General features: G+C 55.3%; 18 protein-coding genes. 12 read left to right on the top strand and 6 right to left on the bottom strand.

All coding sequences use genetic code 11. The features are described from left to right. Positions 1-265: 265 nt before the first annotated feature. The 4 genes from WC600_01200 to WC600_01185 all read left to right on the top strand — a co-directional run bounded on the left by WC600_01200 (position 266) and on the right by WC600_01185 (position 8,843). A complete protein-coding gene (locus WC600_01200) occupies positions 266-799 on the top strand; it encodes a response regulator (GenBank protein ID MFA4901339.1) in 534 nt (177 codons plus the stop codon). Between the two features lie 111 nt (positions 800-910). After that, positions 911-2,719, top strand: a complete 1,809-nt coding sequence (locus tag WC600_01195; GenBank protein MFA4901338.1) for a response regulator — start codon at positions 911-913, stop codon at positions 2,717-2,719. A 318-nt stretch (positions 2,720-3,037) separates the two neighbouring features. Then, positions 3,038-8,374 (top strand): PAS domain S-box protein, encoded by a 5,337-nt coding sequence (locus WC600_01190; GenBank protein ID MFA4901337.1) that lies wholly within the window; start codon positions 3,038-3,040, stop codon positions 8,372-8,374. A 100-nt stretch (positions 8,375-8,474) separates the two neighbouring features. Next, positions 8,475-8,843, top strand: coding sequence for a response regulator (locus WC600_01185; GenBank protein MFA4901336.1), 369 nt, complete (start codon positions 8,475-8,477; stop codon positions 8,841-8,843). Between the two features lie 281 nt (positions 8,844-9,124). Here the strand turns inward: WC600_01185 and WC600_01180 are convergent, their stop codons facing one another. From WC600_01180 to WC600_01155, 6 genes are all read right to left on the bottom strand, one after another. Next, a complete protein-coding gene (locus WC600_01180; protein MFA4901335.1) occupies positions 9,125-9,349 on the bottom strand; it encodes a hypothetical protein in 225 nt (74 codons plus the stop codon). Positions 9,350-9,436: 87 nt separating this feature from the next. After that, positions 9,437-9,910, bottom strand: coding sequence for a hypothetical protein (locus WC600_01175; GenBank protein MFA4901334.1), 474 nt, complete (start codon positions 9,908-9,910; stop codon positions 9,437-9,439). Between the two features lie 163 nt (positions 9,911-10,073). Further along, complete coding sequence (locus tag WC600_01170; protein ID MFA4901333.1) at positions 10,074-10,799, bottom strand: hypothetical protein; 726 nt, start codon at positions 10,797-10,799, stop codon at positions 10,074-10,076. 13 nt (positions 10,800-10,812) lie between these two features. Next, entirely contained in the window at positions 10,813-11,115 is a 303-nt protein-coding gene (locus WC600_01165; GenBank protein ID MFA4901332.1) for a hypothetical protein, read from the bottom strand. Between the two features lie 52 nt (positions 11,116-11,167). After that, on the bottom strand, positions 11,168-11,347 hold the full coding sequence (locus WC600_01160) for a helix-turn-helix domain-containing protein (GenBank protein MFA4901331.1): 180 nt from the start codon (positions 11,345-11,347) through the stop codon (positions 11,168-11,170). A gap of 472 nt (positions 11,348-11,819) precedes the next feature. Then, complete coding sequence (locus WC600_01155) at positions 11,820-12,026, bottom strand: hypothetical protein (protein ID MFA4901330.1); 207 nt, start codon at positions 12,024-12,026, stop codon at positions 11,820-11,822. A gap of 121 nt (positions 12,027-12,147) precedes the next feature. Between WC600_01155 and WC600_01150 the strand changes: the two genes are divergently transcribed. The 8 genes from WC600_01150 (at position 12,148) to WC600_01115 (ending at position 21,904) form a co-directional block, all read left to right on the top strand. Continuing rightward, positions 12,148-12,309, top strand: coding sequence for a DUF3096 domain-containing protein (locus tag WC600_01150; protein MFA4901329.1), 162 nt, complete (start codon positions 12,148-12,150; stop codon positions 12,307-12,309). 190 nt (positions 12,310-12,499) lie between these two features. Then, positions 12,500-12,799 carry a hypothetical protein gene (locus tag WC600_01145; protein ID MFA4901328.1) on the top strand — a complete coding sequence of 100 codons (300 nt, stop codon included), beginning with the start codon at positions 12,500-12,502 and terminating at the stop codon, positions 12,797-12,799. Positions 12,800-12,833: 34 nt separating this feature from the next. After that, complete coding sequence (locus WC600_01140) at positions 12,834-13,256, top strand: hypothetical protein (protein MFA4901327.1); 423 nt, start codon at positions 12,834-12,836, stop codon at positions 13,254-13,256. A gap of 390 nt (positions 13,257-13,646) precedes the next feature. Continuing rightward, positions 13,647-14,156 carry a fasciclin domain-containing protein gene (locus tag WC600_01135; protein ID MFA4901326.1) on the top strand — a complete coding sequence of 170 codons (510 nt, stop codon included), beginning with the start codon at positions 13,647-13,649 and terminating at the stop codon, positions 14,154-14,156. A gap of 177 nt (positions 14,157-14,333) precedes the next feature. After that, a complete protein-coding gene (locus WC600_01130; protein ID MFA4901325.1) occupies positions 14,334-16,772 on the top strand; it encodes a response regulator in 2,439 nt (812 codons plus the stop codon). A gap of 28 nt (positions 16,773-16,800) precedes the next feature. Then, entirely contained in the window at positions 16,801-17,175 is a 375-nt protein-coding gene (locus tag WC600_01125) for a response regulator (GenBank protein MFA4901324.1), read from the top strand. Between the two features lie 7 nt (positions 17,176-17,182). Further along, the gene (locus WC600_01120; protein ID MFA4901323.1) at positions 17,183-19,258 is read left to right on the top strand and encodes an adenylate/guanylate cyclase domain-containing protein; all 2,076 of its coding nucleotides are present in this window, start codon (positions 17,183-17,185) and stop codon (positions 19,256-19,258) included. A 192-nt stretch (positions 19,259-19,450) separates the two neighbouring features. Beyond that, positions 19,451-21,904: a DUF3536 domain-containing protein gene (locus WC600_01115; GenBank protein ID MFA4901322.1), complete on the top strand. Its 2,454-nt coding sequence runs from the start codon at positions 19,451-19,453 to the stop codon at positions 21,902-21,904. The last annotated feature ends 1 nt before the right edge of the window (position 21,905 follow it).

Below are 21,905 nucleotides of genomic sequence, written 5' to 3'. Positions count from 1 at the left end.
TTTATTTTGTTAATATACCGGCATGAACAAAGATTGACTTAAGAAAATAAATGGGTTAGTTTTACTGGCAATTCCGGCGGCTTGTCCGGAACCCAGACAAAGCCCGAAGTTCTTATGACCCATGGTCTATGCTGAAGCAAGGAATCAGGTCCTTGAACAACCTTTGTTCCACCGGGGATTTAGGAAGAAAACTTAGTCCAGCGGTGCATCCAGGATACAGGATTTGCTGCCCGAAACCCTAAGCCCTTGCCAAGGAGATGCGAAGATGGGCTCCCGTCTTCTTCTCAGCTCGCCCCAGCCGACCGTTAAGCTATCCATAGCCATTCTGGATGTAATCGACCATATCACGTTAATCGCCGGCGTTGGCGAGAATGACCCTGGATCCGGCAAAGCTCAAACCCGCCATCCGGAACAGGCGGATCAATCAGGTCGCCGCATTCTCATCATCGAAGACGATCCCCTCAGCCAGGAGCTTTACGCGGACCTGCTGGAGGCCTCCGGCTATTCGGTTGTGCCGGCCGTAAACGGCGAAGAGGGGCTGGCCGCGGCGCGTCGCGAGCAGCCCGACATCATCATCTGTGACGTCAGACTCCCCAAATTGGGGGGCTGCGAAGTTGTCCGGGATCTCAAGGCCGATCCGGTTTTGCGGCAAATCCCCATCATAGCGGTGACTGCCCTCGACTCCGTGGGGGACCGCGAACGTCTGCTGGCTGCCGGTTTTGACGGGTATATCGCCAAGCCCATCGAGGCCCAAGCCTTTACCAGCCAGATCGTCAGCTTCTTGCCTGATGTTCATTAGAGATTAATCGAGACAATTGTTGCTTTAGCGTTGGCAGAGGATAACTTAACCTGTAATCATGGTGGATGACTGTGAAGCTTGTTATTATCAACAATCCCTGCAAGCGAAAAAATGGCCACCATCCTGGTCGTTGATGACCGCGCCCCTGACCGGGAACTGCTGTCGCTCCTGCTGAGCCATGGGCGGCACCGCGTGTTGGAGGCAGCCGACGGCGCTGAAGCATTGCGGCTGTTGCGGGCCGAACATCCTGATCTGGTAATTTCCGACGTCTTGCTCCCCAAAATGGATGGCTATGAGCTGGTCCGGCAAATGCACCTGGACCCGGCCATCTCCGAAACCTCAATCATTTTCTATACCGCGGCATTTAATGAGCAAGAGGCCCGAGACCTGGCCCGAGAATGCGGCGTTTCCCTGATTCTCTCCAAACCGACTGACCCCACGACCATCCTGGAAAAAGTGACGGAGGTGCTCAATGGCCAAGGTGCCAAAGGGGTTACCTCCCTGCCCGCCGCTTTCGAGGAGAAGCACCAGGAGCTGCTCATAGACAAACTCATGCGGCAGGTTGAGGAGCTGCAGCGGAGCGAGGAGCGCCTCCAGGCGAAGACCCAGATTTTGACGGGCATCAACCGGGTCTTTCACGAGGCCTTAACCTCAGAGACTGAAGAAAAATTAGCCCGCACCTGTCTGGACGTGGCGAAAGGCTTGACGGGAAGCCGGTTTGCTTTATTGGGCAAGGTGAACCAGGCTCGCAAGTTGGATATTGTCTTCAGCGACCCGGGCTGGGCGTCCTGCCGGCTGCCGGGATCGGCCAAAAAAGGATCGTTCGACAGCCTGCCGCACATTCACGGCTATTTGGAAAAAGTTATGATCCAGGGACGATCCCTGATCGCCAATGACCCGGCCATCCATCCCGAGCCCTTCGCCGCCCCCCCGGGCTATCCTCCCCTCAGCGCTTTCCTGGGGGTGCCGTTAAAATATGCCGGCCAGGCCATCGGCATAATCGCCCTGGGAAAAATAGCCGGAGGCTATGACTCGGCAGACCAGGAAGCCGTAGAGAATCTGTCTTTCGCCATTGTTGAGGCCTTCCTGCGTCAACGCGCCGAGCAAGGCCTGCGCCGGGCCCATGACGAACTGGAACAGCGGGTCAGAGACCGGACTGCGGAACTGAAGGCCGCCAATCAACAGCTAAACCAAGAAATCGAGGTGCGCCTCCGGGTCGAAGAGACCCTCAGGGAATCAAGAGAGAAACTCCGCTTCCTCACCTCTCAGCTATTGCACGCCCAGGAGACCGAACGGAAACGCATCTCCTATGAACTGCACGATGACCTGGGCCAATCCCTGACGGCTCTCAAGATGCAGTTGCGATGGGTGGAAAAGAAACTGCCGCCCGGTGGGATGAAGGAAGATTTGGGGCACTCGCTTGATTACATCAATGAGATCATTGAAAACGTCCGGCGCCTGTCCCAGGATTTGCGCCCCTCCGTCCTGGAGCACATGGGGATAGCGGCGGCCTTGAGATACTTTTTCGACGAATTCACCAAGTATAGCCAGATCCCGGTGACTCTGGACATGGACTCCATCCAGGGATTATTTTCGGCGGAAGTGGAGGTCATCATTTACCGGATCATCCAGGAATCCTTCACCAACATCGCCAAACACGCCCAGGCCGCTCTCGTGACAGTGGACATAAAAAGACTGGACGGCCAGGTCAAATTCCGGGTGGAAGACAATGGCCGGGGCTTTGACTCCCACCAAATACTGAACCAGGATATTACGAAACGGGGCCTGGGGTTATCGGCCATGGCGGAAAGGATGCGGATGCTGAATGGCAGTCTGGACATCTGGAGCCAGGAGGATCGGGGAACCAGGATATCCTTTACCGTGCCGGTAATGGGACAAGCAGTGATCAGTGATCAGTGATCAGTGGTCAGTGGCCTGTACAGTGCTTGACGTAGGGTGCGCACCGCGCACCATCTTTGGCGGGGAGTGCCTGTATTACACATCAGGACAGCCGGGCGGCCGTCCTCCTTTTTTTCTCGTACCCAAGTTGCTCTTGGGAACGAAAGTGGATGCCAAGCTCAGCTTGGTGGTTACGGCGTTCCCAAGCACAGATTGGAAACGAGGGAAACGAAAGGTATTTATAAATATTGTTTTTATACTGATTACTGCTTTTACTGGCCACTGACTACTGACTACTGATCACTGGCCACTGCATTATAAGTTTGGAGGTAGAGAAGAATGGCCGGCAGCAGGATTGTGGGCAATACGGTGCAGGTGGATGACTTTCTGGGAGATATCCTGGAGTCATCCTCGGATTATTCCATCATTGGCAATGATCTGAAGGGAAAAATCGTTTCCTGGAATGAAGGCGCCCGCCGGCTATACGGCTACGAGCCAGAGGAGGTCATCGGAAAATCCTCTAACATCCTGTATACCTCGGAAGAGGTGAAGGGCGGCCTCCCCAAGCATATGGTGAAAGCTGCCTTGGATGACGGCAAGTGGGAAGGGACCGTTACCCGGGTGCGCCGGGACGGGGTGCAATTTTCGGCCCATACTGTAAGTCTGCCGCAGCGGGATGCCAAAGGCAAGCCCGTCGGCTTGCTGCTCATCTCCAAAAGCATCGCCAGTGAGACCCGGCTGTCCAAGGTCAAGAGACTGCTGGATAACAAGATCCTGGGCGATAACTCCGAGGTGGTGGACTTCCTGGGCAACATCCTGGAATCCTCCACCGAGTATTCCATCATCGGTAAGGATCTGGAGGGGACTATCATTCTCTGGAATGAGGGTGCCCGGCGGCTGTACGGCTATGAGCCGGAAGAGATGATCGGTAAGGCCAACTCCTCCATCCTCCATACGGAAGAGGACGTTAAAGCCGGCAAGCCCGCCGAAATGATGGCCGCCGCTCTCAGAGAAGGCAAATGGGAAGGCACTATCTCCCGCCGGCGCAAAAACGGCGAGGTCTTCACGGCCCGGGTCGTCATCACGCCGCGCCGCGACGTCTCGGGTCAGCCGGTGGGCTTCCTATTGATCTCCAAGGACTACTCCAACGAAATGCGGTTCAGCGAGGAGGTCCGGAAGGCGAAGCTGTTCGACAGCGCCATCGTCAGTGACGCCCAGCAGGCGGTGGACTTCATCACCAACATCCTGGAGTCCTCCACCGAGTATTCGGTCATCGGTAAAGACCTGGATGGCAAGATCCTGCTCTGGAACGAAGGCGCCCGCCGGCTGTATGGCTACGAGCCTGAAGAGGTGGTGGGCAAGGCCAACTCTGCCATCCTGCACACTGAAGAAGACGTGGCGGCCGGCAAGCCCCGGGAAATCCTGGATGCCGCCCTGCACAACGGCAAATGGGAAGGCACCATCACCCGGCGCCGCAAGGACGGCAGCCTGTTCACCGCCAGGGTGGTCATCACGCCTCGCCGCGATTCGGTGGGCCGGGCCATCGGCTACCTGCTCATTTCCAAAGATATCTCGGATGAAATCCGCCTGACCGAACAGCTCAAATCCACCCAGTTCTATACCCGTTCGTTGATCGAATCCAACATCGACGCCCTGATGGCCACCGACCCCTTAGGCATCATCACCGACGTCAATAAGCAGATGGTGACCCTTACCGGGTACACCCGGGATGAGCTGATCGGCTCTCCCTTCAAGACCTATTTTACCGACCCCGAGCGCGCCAACGAAGGCATCAAGCTGGTGCTGCGGGAGGGCAAGGTCACCAACTACGAGCTGACGGCTATCTCCAAAACCGGCCGCATGACAGTGGTCTCCTATAACGCCTCCACCTTCCGGGACGCCGAAGGCCGGCTTCAGGGCGTGTTCGCCGCGGCCCGTGACATCACCGAGCACAAGGAACTGGAGCAAAGGCTCCGGGAGTCGGAAGCCTATAACCGTGGCCTGATCGAGGCCTCGGTTGACGGCCTGATTACCGTCGATCCCCAGGGCATCATTTCGGATGTCAATGCCCGCATGTGCCAGATGTCGGGGTACACCCGGGAGGAACTGATCGGCACACCGTTTATTGACTATTTCGTGGATACCGACAGCGCCGACGCCGGGGTGAGACAGACCTTTGACAAAGGAGTGGTCACCGACTACGTTCTCACCATGGCCACCCGGGCCGGACAGCAACTGGTGGTCTCCTTCAACGCCTCAGTCTTTAAAGATCCCTCCGGCGACGTGCACGGCATCTTCGCCAGCGCCCGTGACATCACCGAACAGGCCCGCCTGCAGACCCAGCTCTCGGAAGAGCGGGCCTATAACCGGGGTCTCATCGAGGCCTCCCTGGACGGCCTCATCACCGTGGATCCGAGGTTGAAAATCACCGACGTCAACGAGACCATGTGCCGCATGTCTGGTTACAAACGTGAGGATCTCATCGGGACGCCTTTCCCGGAATATTTCACCGATTCCAAGCGGGCCGCGGCCGGGGTGCGCCTGACTCTGGACAAGGGCGCGGTTACCAACTACCAGTTGACCTTGCACAGCAAAGACGGCCGGGAGCAGTTGGTCTCCTTCAACGCCGCCATCTTTAAAGACGAATCGGGCGCGGTGCGGGGGATCTTTGCCAGCGCCCGTGATATCACGGACCAGGCCCGTCTCCAGGAGCAGTTGGCGGAGGAACGGGCCTATAACCGGGGTCTCATCGAAGCCAGCGTGGACGGTCTGATCACCGTCGATGAAGCCATGCGGATCACCGACGTCAACGAGACCATGTGCCGCATGGCCGGCCGCTCCCGCAGCCAGCTCATCGGCTCCTCCTTCCCCGTCTACTTTTTGGAGCAAGAGCGGGCTGCCGAGGGGGTGCGCCTCACCCTGAAGGAGGGCTCGGTCACCAACTACGTTCTGACCCTGCAAGCCGCGGACGAAAGTCAGGTGCCCGTCTCCTTCAACGCCGCGGTGTTCAAGGACGCGGCCAACAAGGTGCGCGGCATTTTCGCCAGCGCCCGTGACATCACGGATCAGAAAAAATTGGAATCGCAGTTGCAAGCCTCCCAGTTCTATACCCGCTCGCTGATCGAAGCGAACATCGATGCCCTGATGACCACCGACTCGGTGGGCATCATCACCGACGTCAACCAGCAGATGGCAGCTCTCACCGGCTGCACCCGGGAGGAGCTGATCGGCTCTCCCTTCAAAAACTACTTCGCCGACCCCGATCGAGCCGAAGAAGGCATCAGGCTGGTGCTGCGAGAAGGCAACGTCACCAACTACGAGCTCACGGCCCGCAGCAAAGAAGGGCGCGAGACGGTGGTCAGCTATAACGCCGCTACCTTTGCCGACTGGAACGGCAAGCTCCAGGGCGTGTTCGCCGCGGCCCGGGATATCACCGAACAGAAAAAACTGGAACTGCGGCTCCGGGATTCGCAGGCTTACAACCGAGGCTTGATCGAGGCCTCGATTGACGGCCTCATCACCGTGGACCCAGAGGGCATCATCAGCGACGTCAACGACCGGATGTGCCAGATGAGCGGTTACACCCGGGCCGAACTCATCGGCACGCCGTTTAAGGACTACTTCACGGACGCCGGCCTGGCCATGGCCGGTGTGAAAGAAACCTTCGAAAAGGGCATCGTCACCGAATATGCCCTCACCTTGGTCAGCCGCACCCGCCGCTTACTCCAGGTGTCCTTCAACGCCTCGGTATTTAAAGACCCATATACGGGCAACGTCAGAGGCATATTCGCCAGCGCCCGTGACATCACCGACCGGGTGCGCCTGGAAGAGCAGCTGCGTGAGCAACAGACCTATCTGCGGGGCTTGATCGAATCCTCGGTTGACGGCCTGATTACTGTCGATCCCGAAGGCTTCATCACCGACGTGAACGAACAGATGTGCCGCATGACCGGCTACAGCCGGGACGAACTCATTGCCTCACCCTTCCGGCAATACTTCACCGATCCGCAGAGGGCCGATGCCGGCGTTAAAAGCACCTTTGCCGAAGGCGTGGTCACCAACTACGATCTCGTGCTCAAGACCAGGTCCGGCAAAAAGGCCACCGTCTCCTTCAACGCCTCGGTCTTCCGCGCCGCCGACGGCCAGGTGCAGGGTATCTTCGCCAGCGCCCGTGACATCAGCGAACAGGCCCGCCTGCAATCCCAGTTGGTGGATCAACAGGCCTATAACCGCTCCCTCATCGAAGCCAGCGCCGACGCCCTGTTCGCCATCGCGCCGGACGGGGTCATCACCGACGTGAACGAAGAAGCGACGCGGTTGACCGGTTATTCACGAAAACATCTGATCAATTCGGCGTTTGCCGACTATTTCACCGAGTCCAAACGAGCCAGCGCCGGCGTGCAGCAAACTTTGGAGCAACGCCGGGTGCTGGCCTACGAACTGGTGCTGATCACCCGCCAGAACCGCAGGATCCCGGTGAGTTTCAACGCCGGCGTGTTCTCCGATGCCATGGGCAAACAACTGGGCATCCTGGCCGGGGCCCGTAACATCACCCAGCAGAAGGAACTGGAGCAACAGCTTCGGGACCAGCAGTTCTATGCCCGCTCCTTGATCGAATCAAACATCGATGCTTTGATGACTACCGATCCTTTAGGGATCATCACCGACGTTAATGAGCAGATGGAATCCCTCACCGGATACACCCGGGAGGAGCTGATCGGCTCTCCCTTCAAGACCTATTTCACCGACCCCGAACGCGCCGAGGAAGGCATCAGGCTGGTGCTGCGGGAAGACAACGTCACCAACTACGAGCTTACGGCCCGCAATAAAGATGGGCGAGAGACGGTGGTCAGCTACAACGCCACCACCTTTGCCGACCGGGACGGCAAGCTTCAGGGCGTGTTCGCCGCCGCCCGGGACGTCACCGAGCGTAAGCGTTTCGAGCAGACTCTGCAAGAGAAGAGTCTCGAAATGGAAAACGCCAACCTGGCCAAGGACAGGTTCCTGGCCAACATGAGCCACGAATTGCGCACCCCGCTCAACTCGATTATCGGCTTTGCCGGCACCCTACTGATGAAGGTCTCCGGCCCCCTCGCTCCAAAACAGGAGAAACAGCTCCAGAATATCTCCACCAGCGCCAAGCACCTGCTCCTGCTCATCAATGATCTGCTCGATCTCGCCAAGATCGAGTCCGGTAAGATCGAACTGAAGCCGGAGCCCATCTCCTGCCAAAGCATCATCCAAGAAGTCACCAGCACGCTGATGCCCATGGCCGAAAACAAGGGCCTCAAATTGATCTCCGTAATGCCGGACCAGGAGATAACCATAAGAACTGACCGCCGCTCTTTGAGCCAGGTCCTGCTCAACCTGACGTATAACGCCATCAAGTTCACTGAAAACGGCGAAGTCAAGGTTGAACTTCGACGTAATGCCCAGGATGGACACTGGCGGACCGAATTCAAGGTGATCGACACCGGCATCGGCATCAAACCCGAAGAACAGGATAGACTCTTTCAAGCCTTCACCCAGGTGGACACCTCCGACACCCGGCGTCACGAAGGTACCGGCCTGGGCCTGCATCTCAGCAAAAAACTGGCGGAGTTGCTCAATGGCCACATCGCCTTTCAGAGCCATTACGGCAAAGGCAGTGAATTCAGCATCACGCTCGACGAATAATTCACCGCAGAGACGCAGAGAGCCCAGAGTTTTTCTATCCTTTTTCTCTGCGTCCTCTGCGTCTCAGCGGTGTAAAAATTGGATCGAACAGACTGCATCTATGGCTAAACGAATCCTGGTCATCGAAGATAACCCGGTAAACCTGGAGCTCATGACCGACTTACTGGAGGCCTTCGGTTTCACCGTCCTTGCTGCACGTGGAGGGGTTCTGGGAATTGAGTTGGTGCGTCAGGAAAAGCTTGACCTGATCATTTGCGATGTGCAAATGCCAGGGATGGACGGTTATGAGGTGGCTAACTACCTCAAGCGGGACCCCATGCTACGCCGGATTCCCCTGGTGGCGGTTACCGCTCTGGCCATGGTCGGCGATCGCGAAAAGGTCATCGCCGCAGGATTTGATGGCTACATCGACAAACCAATTGCACCAGAGTTATTTAAAAAGCAGGTCGAAGCCTTCATGGAGAAATGAAGTGGTTGCTTTTGAAAAAATGAATTTCTGCGCAGAGGTGCAGAGCAGCAGGATTTCCTCTGCCCCCTTTCTTAACCCCTATATCCCAATTGGAGGAATTTAACCCCGGATAACTGCTTCAGCTTACTATCCAAACAATCTGCAACCCCGCTATCCAGGCTGTCCCCAAACTTCACCGGCGTCTATGTCGCCGGTGAAGTCTGCCATTTTCAGGTCCCGGCACTGCTTTTCTCATTTTACGTGCGTGCTTACAATAGGGAAGATCTGACGTATGGACCCTTCTAATCTTTTTCATTATCGATGCGGTCGAAAGACGATTTTTTGCCGAAACCTTCGAGAAACAATTTTTCTTCTACTTTTTGCAGCCGGCTCTGCGCTCCCTCTATTTTTTCCATCACGTCCCAGAGGTCCTGTAATTTAGCATTTAATTCTTTCAGTTTGGTTTGAGCTTCCAGAAGTTCCTTTTTTGCTTGGGCTATTTCCTTTTTGGCTTCCTGTTCGTCCATCTCACCCTCCTTTGATCCGGCCCCTTAGGCTGTAACGATCGGTTAGCTAGCCCTCCTTGCTCTGATGGCCGAAGTTAGGTCTGATAGTTAGACAACGCTCAGTTGCGTCAGCGATGCCCGGGCACTGCCACCGCTGATGTCCGGCTTAATCCTCAATTCGAGGGTGGTTACGCCGTCGAGATCGACGGCGTATTCTTCGATCTCACGTGCTACCTGCGGGGGGCTGAAGTTATACTGCTGGCGCACAATCTCCCGGTACGACTGACCGCCATCTGGTGACCACCGTAAAACCAACTCTTGCGTGCGCTCCTGCTCATCTTCATGGAACACTAAGCGAATCCGTTGGAGTCTCGGCGGCTCATCAAACCGGAGGCGAATCGTCTGCTCCCCAGGCTGTGCGGCTCGCCAACCCGAACCCATACCCGCAATCAGGGCCGATTCAATTGGATGGTCGACGTTTTCGGACGTGATTTCCACCTGTGCCAGGCGTTCAAGGTCTAGCCAGGCGGGTTCGGCGGCTGCTGCATCACCAGGGCCATGACCGATAATGCGCTTGCGCATTGTGTACCTCCTCCTTTATCACTTACCATAACAGCATAACGACGAAATTCAGCGATGCGGTTTGTCCGCCTCTGCTGCAGTACCCTAATACAGGTGGCAAGGTTCAACTCAATCCTAAGTCACTTTATGTGATAACTTGATCCACAGCAACTGCAACAATCTATCATTTTATTTTGTTATAAATATACTTAGTTTGATCATCAGAAAAAGTCATTATTAACTTATCTCCTTCGGTTGATAGGATGAACGTTCCCCAATAATCGGAGATAACTTTTATTTGTCCATCATTGAGTATGTTCCACCTTCCCCTCGTATCAGAAGAGTAAAATTCCAAAGTATTGTTACTGAATATCTCAAGATTACCCCATTTTTTTTCGGCAGTCTCGTTAGGATTTTTAAACTCGCTATTTTCGACCATTTCCTGCAATTGCCATTTGCCAATTATTGAGGCGCTGTGGTTGTCAGCGCTGGCCCACGCCGGGATGCCGGCGGGGTCCCGCAGTTTCAGGCTCTTGTCACCCTTTTTCACCTGCGCGGCGATAATAACCGGTTTCCCTTGATAGGTGATGTGGGAGCCGGTGATCTCCATCTGATCCTTGGGCGCAAAGGTGAGGTCTTGTTTTTCTATGAACCAATCGGGACCTATGTACACCAGGATGGTCTCCTTGCCCGTCTTCAGGGTCAGGCTCACCCCGTAACCCATGCCTCGGTCGATAATCTTGCCCACCGATACGACTTCGCCGCTTACCGTCTCCATGGTTTTCGGGTCGTAAATCCGGTCGTACCCGACCCCCCCTCCCGGCCCCAGGCTGCCCTGGTTTTCGGACCCGCAGGCCATGGTGAGAGATAGGAGGAGCACCAAAGCCGACATCGGACCGTTTCCTTTCATTCTTCTGATCTCCTTAAATGGGTTTCTCCGGCGGGGCGGGGCCTCTGGAAGGGGGAATTTGGAGGAGTTTCCGAATGGACACTATGTTGGGGTATTGCACCTCAAAGAGGCGTTTGGCCACCACGATGGCGCCTTCGTGTGATGTTTGGCGCAGATCGGTAATGGTCACGCCCCGGCGGCGGTTGGAGGCATGATCATCTTTCCGTTCGGGGCTCGCCCGACTGCAGGCTTGGGCCAGAATGGGTGAAAAAGTCAAAGATGTGTTAATGCCGCGCCCAAAATTATCCGGCCCAGCCCGTCTGGCTTTAACAGGCATTGTCCCCATGAGTTGTCCTCAGTCCATGTGTAATTCCTCATAGCTTTCCCCCTCAATGTGGAGCCTTATAGTCCCTTAACCAGGCCAGCAGGTCAGGCTTATAGAACCGCCACCCCTTGCCCACCTTGCGTGACGGCAGAATTCCCCGCCTGGCATAATCTCGCACTGTGAAAGGCGTCAGCTTCAAAAACTCCGCCGCTTCCTCAGTGGTTAGCACTATGTTATTTTCCATAACCTCCCTCCATTTTGCCTCAAATATTATTATATATAGCCATATAAGTCAATTATAAATATATAATTTATTATGAATCAATATTAAGATATAATTTTTATAATATATCAATATATTCAATTATAAAACTTTATATACCTTGACATTCTATCATATGTGATTATAATTCGAGGCAAGGTCAAAAGGAGCCTTTGATTGCATTCAAGGATAGGGGGCATGAAAGGGAAAGAATTGGTGGTTAGGTCAAAATGGGGCCGGTTGCCCAGGCCGATGAAGATAATCAGGGGTTCGCCAAGTGGGTTGCCTGGCCGCCCCCCCCCGCAAAGGGCATACTCTTATGAGGCTCAGGTTCAAGGCCTTGGCGTCGGGAATAGGATCAGCTTTTGGGGTTACACTCGAAAAGTAGGCTCCAAGGAGCAATTTGGACAGATGCGGATGGGCTGTCGCCTCATCGCACGTCCAACCTCCAAAATTAAAAGAGTGGAGTACCTTCTGAAATCCAAACATAAAGGGAGTAGATCATGCCTTTAATCAACGTGGTGCTGGTCTTGATCGTAGTTGGTGTTCTTCTCTGGCTCGTCAACTCATACATTCCAATGGCGGGTTCCATTAAGTCGATCTTGAATGCTGTCGTAGTCATTGCCGTGGTCTTGTGGCTCTTGAGCGTTTTTGGGCTCATTGGTGAACTCTCCAAAATCCGAGTGGGGAAGTAACTGACTTGGTTCAGCGCCAGAGGACCTTCTTTTTTGCTTAACCAGGGTGCCCAATACGATAGCAATGATGAATTAAAGGAGGAGCACATGCCATACCAACCATACCTGGGGCCAGTCGTTGCGTTAATCGCCGGGATATTGATATTGATTCAACCCGGCCTGTTGAGCATTATTGTGGCGGTTTACCTGATTGTCACGGGCATACTGGGTCTGATGGGGGCGCGGCCCTCGGGATGGTGGGGCCGATAATCTTTTCGCCCAAAAAAAGCAGCCTTTCTTGGCATTTAGGGCTTGGGGCCATGGCAGGGAAGGAATTGACGGCAATGGAAAGGGCAACGTGGGTACGTTTGACGAGGCCGATAACGCTGAGCGGTTGATCGGTAAGTCATGGCCTGGCCATCCCCTGCCGCGAAGCGACTTAGATATTTAGGAGGGGCAGATGAAAAAGATCATGGGACTGGGGACGATGCTCCTGGCAGGTTTATTGGTAATCCCCGGCAATCTCTGGTTCTCGAGCCAAGTACTGGCCCAAAGCGGTGCGCAGACGAGTGAAGATAAGCGCCAGGAAGAGTTACGGCAGAAGCGGCAAGAGGAATGGCAGGAGCGCGAACGGGAGTGGAAACGACAGCAAAATTCCGGCCAGCGTAAGCAAGACGCCATCAAGCGCCAGCAGGATGCCGGCAAGCGCCAAAAAGCCGCCGAACAGCACCTGCGGGAACTCGAGGAAGAAGAGCAATAAGACCGCCTCAACCATACTACCGGAGGTAATTATCATGAACCGAGTAACCATCGTATCAGCCTGGCTGGCGATCGGGCTTTTCATCGTTGCGACCCTGGCCATTTTTCCAGGCGCCGCCGCCGCCCAGACTTTGGACATCCGCATCCAATCCGATGCCGGGGGCTCTCCCCCGGGGGAACTTATGCTCACCGATCCTTCCGGAGACAGGACGGGTCCCGAGACCACCGACATCCACCTGCGCAATCCAGTGAGCGGCCTTTATAACCTGCGGGTAATCGGCCGGAAAACCGGGGAGTACACCTTGTTCCTCAAGGCTTATAGCGACAGCGGCAGCACCTCGGATGTGCGGTTCCCCCATATGACCATCAAGAGTGGAGAGGTCCATCACTATCAGGCAAAATTTTCAAGCGAGGGGCCGAAGCTCGATGTGCGGCGCACCCGGGTAACCACAGAGTGAAACGTTTGGGGATAATTTGCAGTGCAACGTGCATGGCATTCCCCATAATTTAGGCTAACCACAAAGGAGAAGTACCATGTTAGGCACTATTTTAATTATCGTACTCATCCTCTTTCTCGTCGGCGCCCTGCCTTCCTGGCCACATAGCAGACAGTGGGGCTATGGCCCGAGCGGTGTCCTGGGGACGGTTCTGATAGTGGTTCTCATACTGTACCTCCTTGGACGACTTTAAGATGAGTGAGGGAATCGAAAAGAGGTGCACAGGCCAGGGATGAAGGTGGCTGGCGAGGGCACTTTTTTGAGGAAACGGGCGTGGTTTTTCCGAGATCAGGTAACGCTCAACGGGATGAAAAGCTTGTACAAACATAAATTTCACCAGGAGAATAAATAATGAAAGTAAGAATTGCTTTAGTGACCCTGCTGTTGGTGTTGGTCCCGTTTGGGATGGCTATGGCGCAACCCACAAACCTGTATGATACCCTGGCGGCCGCCGGGAACTATAAGACTTTCTTAAGTCTTGCGGATAAAGCCAACGTGCAGGAATTGAAGTCGATGCAGGGCCCCTTCACGGTTTTTGCCCCCACTGACGCGGCCTTCGCCGCTGTGCCCCAGGCAACCCTGGACAAGATAATGGGCGATCCGGCCATCGTCAGAGACGTGGTGTTCTTTCATATCACCCCGGGCAAGTACCTGGTCAAGGATCTGCCGGAACTGAAAGAATGCAAGACCCTGTGCCCCACCGACAACGCCGGGATCATGAAATTCACCAAAATGGGCGACAAATATATGGTGAATGACGCTACCATCGTCAAACCTGACATGATGGCGACCAACGGCGTGGCCCAGGGTATCGACGCGGTTATGCTGCCCACCTTTGCCCCCCCGAAGAATCTTAAATAAGGGGAGTAGTTAAGGTAGGAAGCTGGTCCCGTTTAGCGTTACCTGATCTCGGAACCGTATGCAGACAATTTTACTCGCGATAACCCCAGGGGCCTTCGGGCCCCTGGGGTCTGACTTTCAATATGTTAGTTTGAGCGGCCTCGAAGGCAGGCTGTGACCTCCCAGGAAAGATGAGAAATGCCAAATTACTCTGACCCAAATTGGCTGGTCTCGCAGTCTGAGCGTCGGCAGGCGGAAGAGGCCCTGCTAAAAGCGGGGGCCTTGCAAAAGGCGATTTTCAACAGCGCCAACTTCTCGAGTATCGCTACCGACGCGCAGGGCGTCATTCAAATATTCAATGTCGGCGCCGAGCGCATGCTCGGCTACACGGCTGCCGAAGTGGTGGACAAGATCACCCCGGCCGCGATTTCCGATCCGCAGGAGCTGATCGCGCGGGCCGCCGCGTTGAGCCTCGAGCTTGATACCACGATTACGCCAGGTTTTGAGGCCTTGGTCTTCAAGGCTTCCCGCGGCATCGAGGACATCTACGAGCTGACTTACATCCGCAAGGACGGCAGCCGCTTTCCGGCCATCGTGTCGGTCACGGCGCTGCGCGATGCGCAAGAGACCATCATCGGCTATCTGCTGATCGGCACCGACAATACCGCCCGTAAGCATGTGGAAGAGCAACTGCGCTGGACCGAGGAAAGCTTCCGGTTGATGGTAGAGAGCGTGACCGACTACGCTATCGTCATGCTGGATCCGGAGGGGCGCGTGGTGAGCTGGAATGCCGGAGCGGAGCGGATCAAGGGCTATAGCGCCGAGGAGATCGTCGGCCAGCACTTTTCACGGTTTTATCCCCAAGAAGACATCCAGAGCGGCAAGCCCCAGCGCGACTTGGACGTGGTGGCGGCCAAGGGCCAATTCGGGGACGAGGGCTGGCGGGTGCGCCAGGACGGATCAACCTTCTGGGCGAACGTGGTCTTCACGGCGATCCGGGATCAGGGCGGAAATCTGCGTGGCTTTGCCATGTTGACCCGCGATCTGACCGAGCCCATGAAAATTGCAGCGACCCTGACAAAAGCCAAAGATGCCGCCGATGCCGCCAATCAAGCTAAAAGCGCGTTCCTGGCCACCATGAGCCATGAGCTGCGCACCCCTATGAACGCCATACTTGGTTACAGCGAAATCTTGATGGAAGACGCCCAAGAGAAGGGGCAGGAAGATCTTATCCCCGACCTGCAAAAGATTCATGCCTCCGGTAATCATCTTCTGAGCCTCATCAACAATATTCTCGACCTGTCCAAGATCGAAGCCGGCAAAATGGATCTTTTCCTGGAATCTTTTGGTATTTCCCGGGTGATCGAAGATGTCGTCAGCACCATTAAGCCGCTGGTGGAAAAGAACGCCAATACTCTTCAGGTGCACTGTGCCGCTGATCTGGGCACCATGCATGCTGACCTGACCAAGGTACGGCAATCCTTGTTCAATCTGCTCAGCAACGCTTGTAAATTCACCGAAAATGGCACCATCACCCTGGAAGCCTCTCGCGAGCTCATAGGCGGCGTCGACTGGATTAAATTCAGCGTCAGTGACACGGGAATCGGCATGGCCCCGGACCAGATGGAGAAACTCTTCCAGCCTTTCGTTCAGGGCGATGCTTCAACCTCCCGGAAATTTGGCGGCACCGGGCTGGGGATGACCATCACCCATCGCTTCTGTCAGATGATGGGAGGAGAGATCAGTACCATTAGTGACCACGGGGCCGGCACCACCTTTACGATTCGGCTCCCGGCCCGGGTCAAGGCTCAACCCCCGGCAGCAGCGCCCCTCAACGAACTACCTGAGCAGATGGAATCGGCAGACTTGAGTACTGTCCTGGTCATTGAAGATGATCCGGCTACCCGTGACCTCTTGAAACGTTTTTTGAGCAAGGATGGTTTTCGCGTGCAGACCGTTTCCGAGGGTGAAGAGGGGTTGCGTCTGGCTAGAGAACTCCAACCTGACGTCATTACGCTGGACGTGATGATGCCGGGCCGGGACGGCTGGGCGGTGTTGACGGAGCTCAAGGCCGATCCTGCCTTAGCCGATATACCGGTAGTAATGCTGACTTTCGTGGATAATAAGAACCTGGGCTACGCCTTGGGCGCGTCGGATTACCTGACCAAGCCCATCCAGCGTAAGCGCCTGCTGGCGGTTCTGGAAAAGTATCGGCGGCATCCTCAACCCGGTCCGGTTCTGGTCGTCGAAGACGATCCTGATACGCGGGAGATTCTCCGGCGTTTGCTGAAAAAAGAAGGGTGTCAAGTGATCGAGGCCGAGAACGGGCGCGTGGCTATAGAGCGCCTGGCCGAGAGCCAGCCGATGTTAATTTTGCTGGATCTCATGATGCCGGAGATGGACGGGTTTCAATTTATCGACCGCGTTCACCAGCACAAAAGCTGGCGGACCATTCCCATCGTTGTCGTCACCGCCAAAGATTTAACGAAAGCAGACCGCGTGCGACTGAATGGTTATGTCCAGGAGATCATCCGGAAAGACGCTTGTCCGCGAGATGAGTTACTGGCCGAAGTGAGCGAACTGGTGAAATCTTGCCTTAAGAAGAGCAAATTGAAAACCGGTAATAGAACTGCTTAGCAGGAAATTGCCTAAGGAGCAAAACTACATGCCCAAGATCCTTTTGGTAGAAGATAATGAAATGAATCGCGACATGTTATCGCGGCGCTTGCTCAAGGCTGGCTTTGAGATGGTCAGCGCGGTGGATGGCGAACAGGCAGTTGATCTGGCCCGTTCAGAAGCCCCTGACCTGATCCTCATGGACATCAGTCTGCCCGGCCTGGACGGCTGGGAAGCGACCCGCCTGCTCAAAGCCATGCCGGAAACCCGGTCCATCCCCATTATTGCCCTTACCGCCCATGCCATGGCGGGAGACCGGGAAAAATCATTAGCCGCAGGTTGCAATGACTATGACACCAAACCCATCGACTTTCGCCGGCTGCTGGAAAAAATCCAAGGTTTTTTAGGTAAGGAAGCGACTTAGACAAACCATGTTCACCACCGAATCCGAACCCCGTCAGACCGAAACCCAGGCAACTTCTCCGGCCGTTCAGAGTGCGTCCGGTCCAGAAGCTGATGGTGGTCGAACCCCACAAGCCCTGTGGGCCCATCTGCGCCATGAATTGCGGACACCCCTAAACGCGATCATCGGTTACAGTGAACTGCTCTTGGGAGACGCCGATGATCTGGGCCTAGCAGCGTATGTCTCCGACCTCAACCAAATTCTCTCTGCCGGTCAGCAACTCCTGGAGATAATCAATGTCCTCCTGGATGCCAACAAACTTGCCTCAGATGATGTGTCCTTCAACCTGGAATCGCTCATCGCCAACCTGGACTATCAGGTGCGCACCCCGCTAAACGGGATCATCGGTTACAGCGAAATCCTGTTGGAGAACGCCGCGGAACAAGGGCGAGAAAAAATTACCGCCGACCTCCAGAAAATCCACGACGCCGGGAAGCTCTTCCTGGCGCGAATCAACAATATCATTGATTTTTCCAAGCTCGATGCGGGTCTTAAGACTGTAACCCCGGAGGCCTCAGACCAGTCTCCTCTGATTGACAGCGTAATGCGCAGCTTGAGGAAATTGGCTCAGGAAAGTGATGCCGTTGCCGGCAGAGAACCCGGCTCTATACTGGTGGTGGATGATAATGAAATAAACCGTGACCTGCTGTCCCGTTATCTGGAGCGTCAAGGCCATACGGTGCGGGTGGCGCACAATGGCCGCCTGGCCCTGGAGATGATCGCCACCGGCGCTTTCGACCTGGTGCTCCTTGATATTATGATGCCGGAACTGAACGGTTACCAGGTGCTCCAAAACCTGAAGCATTCCGAAACCTGGCGGGACCTGCCGGTCATCATGATTTCCGCCTTGGACGAAATAGACAGCGCGGTCCGCTGCATTGAACTGGGAGCGGAAGACTATTTGCGCAAGCCCTTCAACCCGGTGCTGCTGAGAGCCCGGGTGCAGGCCTGTCTGGAAAAAAAGCGGCTGCGGGATCTAAAGATAGAGCAACAGCGACAATTGCATGAACTCAACACAGCCCTGGAACTGCGCAACCGGTTTATTCGCCAGACCTTTGGCAGCTACCTCTCGGATGAAATCGTCGACACGATTCTAAAGGAAGGTGGACTGAAAATAGCGGGTGAAAAAAGGCGTGCTACGATTCTCATGGCCGATCTGCGCGGCTTCACCTCCATAAGTGAGCGTCTGCCCGCTGAGGATGTGATGGCGATGATCAATATCTATCTGGAGACCATGACGGAAATCATCCAGAAGTACCAGGGCACCATCGACGAATTCATCGGCGACGGCATCCTGGTGATCTTTGGAGCTCCTATCCTGCGCCCCGACGACCCGCGACGAGCCGTGGCGTGCGCCGTGGAAATGCAATTGGCCATGACCACGGTCAATGCACGGAATCGCCAGTCCGGGTACCCCGAAGTAGCTTTAGGTATCGGCATCAACACCGGCGAAGTGGTGATAGGCAACATCGGCTCTAAGAAGAGAATCAAGTATGCCGTGGTCGGCCGCGCGGTCAACCTCACGGCCCGCATTGAATCCTATACGGTGGGCGGCCAAATCTTCATTTCAGAAAGCACCTTAGACGAATGTGGCGATATCTGTCGGATAGACACCGCCATGCAGGTTATGCTCAAAGGGGTGAAAAAACCGCTGACCATCCATGAAGTGGGAGGTATCGGCGGAGATTTTCAACTCTTTCTGCCTCCGAAAAAAGAGATTACGTGGATAGAACTCAAGCACGGGCTCCGCGTCCAGTTTACCGTGGTGGATTGGAAACATACCGGAGAGCTGGGGCATGGGGGCACCATCACCAAAATAGCCCATAATATGGTCGAAATTCACTCTGAGATCCTGCCCTCCCCACTGGCGAACCTGCGGATTTCCCTATACGACCCCGACGACCACGAAATCTCCGATGACCTTTACGGCAAAGTGGTGGCTCACCTCTCCACATCCCCCCCTGCCTTCCTGGTCCATTTCACTTCCGTACCCCCGGAAGCCGAGGCCTTTTTGGCAAAGTTCCTGGGCGCCGGTCTGACTTGACATGGTGGATTTGAGTATTATTAAAAATTAACATCAAAGGAAAAATAATGCTTTCCACTATTGGGCCACAATGGCTCGGCGGATCACTTGGAACCCCTTGAGCACCGTCAGTTTCCTTACCGAGCCATCGCCTTTGCTGCAATGTTTAGTGTTGCCTTTCTCATTGTAAGTCTACAACCGGAGGACTAACTGATGAACCGATTTGTTTGTATCCATGGGCATTTTTATCAACCTCCCAGAGAAAGCCCCTGGCTGGAGGCCATTGAGATCCAAGATTCGGCGTTCCCTTACCACGATTGGAACGAGCGGATCACCGCCGAATGCTACGCGGCCAACGCCGTGTCGAGAATCTGGGATACGGAAGGACGGATTGCCCAACTGGTGAATAATTATGCCAGCATAAGCTTCAACTTCGGTCCGACGGTCTTGCTCTGGATGCAGAAGTACGCCCCCGACGCCTATGGGGCAATTATAGACGGTGACCGGCAGAGCCTGGAGAAATTCTCCGGTCATGGCAATGCCTTGGCCCAAGCCTACAATCACATGATCCTACCGCTGGCCAACCGCCGTGACAAGAGCACCCAGATTATCTGGGGCATAAATGATTTTGAATATCGCTTTGGACGCAAGCCGGAAGGGTTGTGGCTCCCGGAGACGGCGGTAGATCTGGAAAGCCTGGACCTCATGGCCCAACACGGCATCACCTTTGCCATACTTGCCCCCAGGCAGGCCAGCCGGGTGCGACCCCTTGATGGTAATGAGTGGCAGGACGTGAGTGATGGCAAAATCTATCCTGCCATACCCTACCGGGTGTCGCTGCCGTCTGGCCGCGTCATGAACCTGTTTTTTTACGACGGTCCCATTGCCCAGGCTCTGGCCTTTGAAGGATTGCTCGACAACGGCGAGGTCTTCGCCAACCGGCTGCTGTCCGCGTTCGCTGACGACTCGCCTCGCCTCGTCCACATCGCCACGGATGGCGAAAGCTATGGGCATCATCATCGCAACGGTGACATGGCCCTGGCGCATGCGCTCCATCACATCGAGTCCAACGGCCTGGCGCAGGTGACAAATTATGGCCGGTACCTGGAGGAGCATCCACCGGCGTTCGAAGTGGAGATCTTTGAGAACAGCTCGTGGAGCTGCGAGCACGGCATAGAACGTTGGCGGGCCGATTGCGGGTGCAACAGCGGCGGCCACTCAGGTTGGAACCAGGGTTGGCGAGCCCCCCTGCGTGCGGCCCTGGACTGGCTCCGCGATGCCGTGAACCCGGCTTATGAACAAATGGCCAGCAAATTTCTGACCGATCCCTGGGCGGCTCGAGACGACTACATCGATATCATCGTGGATCGATCCCCCGAGCGCATCAGTGCGTTTATGATCAGCCACGCGACCCGTCCCTTAAACTCCGAGGACGAGATCACGGTTCTGAAGCTCATGGAGCTCCAACGCCACTTAATGCTCATGTACACTAGTTGCGGTTGGTTTTTTGACGAGCTTTCCGGGATTGAGACGGTTCAGAACATAAAATATGCCGGCAGAGTTTTGCAGTTGGCCGACCAGCTTTTTAGCGAACCCTTCGAACCCGCCTTTCTCGAACACCTTGAACTGGCCAAGAGCAACATACCTGAACACCGTGACGGCCGCACCATATATGAGAAATTTGTCAGGCCGGTCATGCTCGATATGAAAGACGTGGGCGCCCACTATGCCTTAAGCTCTCTGTTCCAGGACATCGGCGAACGCAGCTCGATCTATGCCTATTCCGCCACCCGGGAGGACTACCGCAGCTTTCAGGTCGGAGGCTCCAGGCTGGTTATCGGACGGGCCACGGTCACTTCAGAGGTTACGCACGTATCCTCCAGCCTGTGCTTTGGCGTTCTCCATCTTGGGGATCATAGTATCGCCTGCGGCACCGGCGAATATCAGGGCGCGCAAAAATATGAAGCGCTGGCCCAAGAGATTTCCGCTGCTTTCGCCGGAGCTGACTTCCCTAAGACCATACTGCTGCTGGGTAAATACTTCGGGACGTCCACGTACTCATTGACCTCGTTGTTTGCCGATGAGCGGCGCAAAGTCCTGAACCTCATCATGGGGCCGACTCTGAGAGAGGCTGAAGCTGCATATAGCTCGATTTATGAGCACCATGCTCCCTTGATCCGCTTTCTGACCGGGTCCGGCACGCCACGGCCCCAAGTCCTTTCAGTCGCTGCGGACTTGTGCTTGAATGCCAAGGTGCGTAGGGTCATTCAAGCGGAGGGGCTTGACCCCGAAGTCGTCAGACCGCTTCTGGAAGAAGCACGTTTGGCCGGCGCCACTCTGGATGCGACTGCGCTAGGCTTGTTACTGGCCGTCAATATTGAGAGTCTGGCCGAACAACTTCTCGAGCAACCTGACGATCTTGCTCGTCTGGAGAGGTTAAATAAGGCGGCACAACTGGTCCGGACCTTGCCGTTCGAGATTAACCTCTGGAAAACCCAAAACATCTGCTACAAGATCCTTCAGGCCCATTGTCCCACCTTCAATGAAAAGGCCAGCCTGGGCGATCAAAACGCGCAAGAATGGCTACGCCATTCCACGGTCCTCGCAGAGAATTTTTTGCTCCGGGTGCCCATATGCCCCGTAAGCAATAAACCTGCACAGGGATGAA

This window comes from Desulfobaccales bacterium, from assembly GCA_041648175.1.
Taxonomy (GTDB): Bacteria; Desulfobacterota; Desulfobaccia; order Desulfobaccales; family 0-14-0-80-60-11; genus 0-14-0-80-60-11.
Note: the sequence above shows the minus strand (reverse complement) of the source record. Positions and strands in the feature narration are given on the sequence as shown.

Coding starts and splice junctions, on each gene's coding strand:
- WC600_01200 (MFA4901339.1), top strand. CDS start 266: ATGGGCTCCCGTCTTCTTCTCAGCTCGCCCCAGCCGACCGTTAAGCTA.
- WC600_01195 (MFA4901338.1), top strand. CDS start 911: ATGGCCACCATCCTGGTCGTTGATGACCGCGCCCCTGACCGGGAACTG.
- WC600_01190 (MFA4901337.1), top strand. CDS start 3,038: ATGGCCGGCAGCAGGATTGTGGGCAATACGGTGCAGGTGGATGACTTT.
- WC600_01185 (MFA4901336.1), top strand. CDS start 8,475: ATGGCTAAACGAATCCTGGTCATCGAAGATAACCCGGTAAACCTGGAG.
- WC600_01180 (MFA4901335.1), bottom strand. CDS start 9,349: ATGGACGAACAGGAAGCCAAAAAGGAAATAGCCCAAGCAAAAAAGGAA.
- WC600_01175 (MFA4901334.1), bottom strand. CDS start 9,910: ATGCGCAAGCGCATTATCGGTCATGGCCCTGGTGATGCAGCAGCCGCC.
- WC600_01170 (MFA4901333.1), bottom strand. CDS start 10,799: ATGAAAGGAAACGGTCCGATGTCGGCTTTGGTGCTCCTCCTATCTCTC.
- WC600_01165 (MFA4901332.1), bottom strand. CDS start 11,115: ATGCCTGTTAAAGCCAGACGGGCTGGGCCGGATAATTTTGGGCGCGGC.
- WC600_01160 (MFA4901331.1), bottom strand. CDS start 11,347: ATGGAAAATAACATAGTGCTAACCACTGAGGAAGCGGCGGAGTTTTTG.
- WC600_01155 (MFA4901330.1), bottom strand. CDS start 12,026: ATGAGCCCAAAAACGCTCAAGAGCCACAAGACCACGGCAATGACTACG.
- WC600_01150 (MFA4901329.1), top strand. CDS start 12,148: ATGCCATACCAACCATACCTGGGGCCAGTCGTTGCGTTAATCGCCGGG.
- WC600_01145 (MFA4901328.1), top strand. CDS start 12,500: ATGAAAAAGATCATGGGACTGGGGACGATGCTCCTGGCAGGTTTATTG.
- WC600_01140 (MFA4901327.1), top strand. CDS start 12,834: ATGAACCGAGTAACCATCGTATCAGCCTGGCTGGCGATCGGGCTTTTC.
- WC600_01135 (MFA4901326.1), top strand. CDS start 13,647: ATGAAAGTAAGAATTGCTTTAGTGACCCTGCTGTTGGTGTTGGTCCCG.
- WC600_01130 (MFA4901325.1), top strand. CDS start 14,334: ATGCCAAATTACTCTGACCCAAATTGGCTGGTCTCGCAGTCTGAGCGT.
- WC600_01125 (MFA4901324.1), top strand. CDS start 16,801: ATGCCCAAGATCCTTTTGGTAGAAGATAATGAAATGAATCGCGACATG.
- WC600_01120 (MFA4901323.1), top strand. CDS start 17,183: ATGTTCACCACCGAATCCGAACCCCGTCAGACCGAAACCCAGGCAACT.
- WC600_01115 (MFA4901322.1), top strand. CDS start 19,451: ATGAACCGATTTGTTTGTATCCATGGGCATTTTTATCAACCTCCCAGA.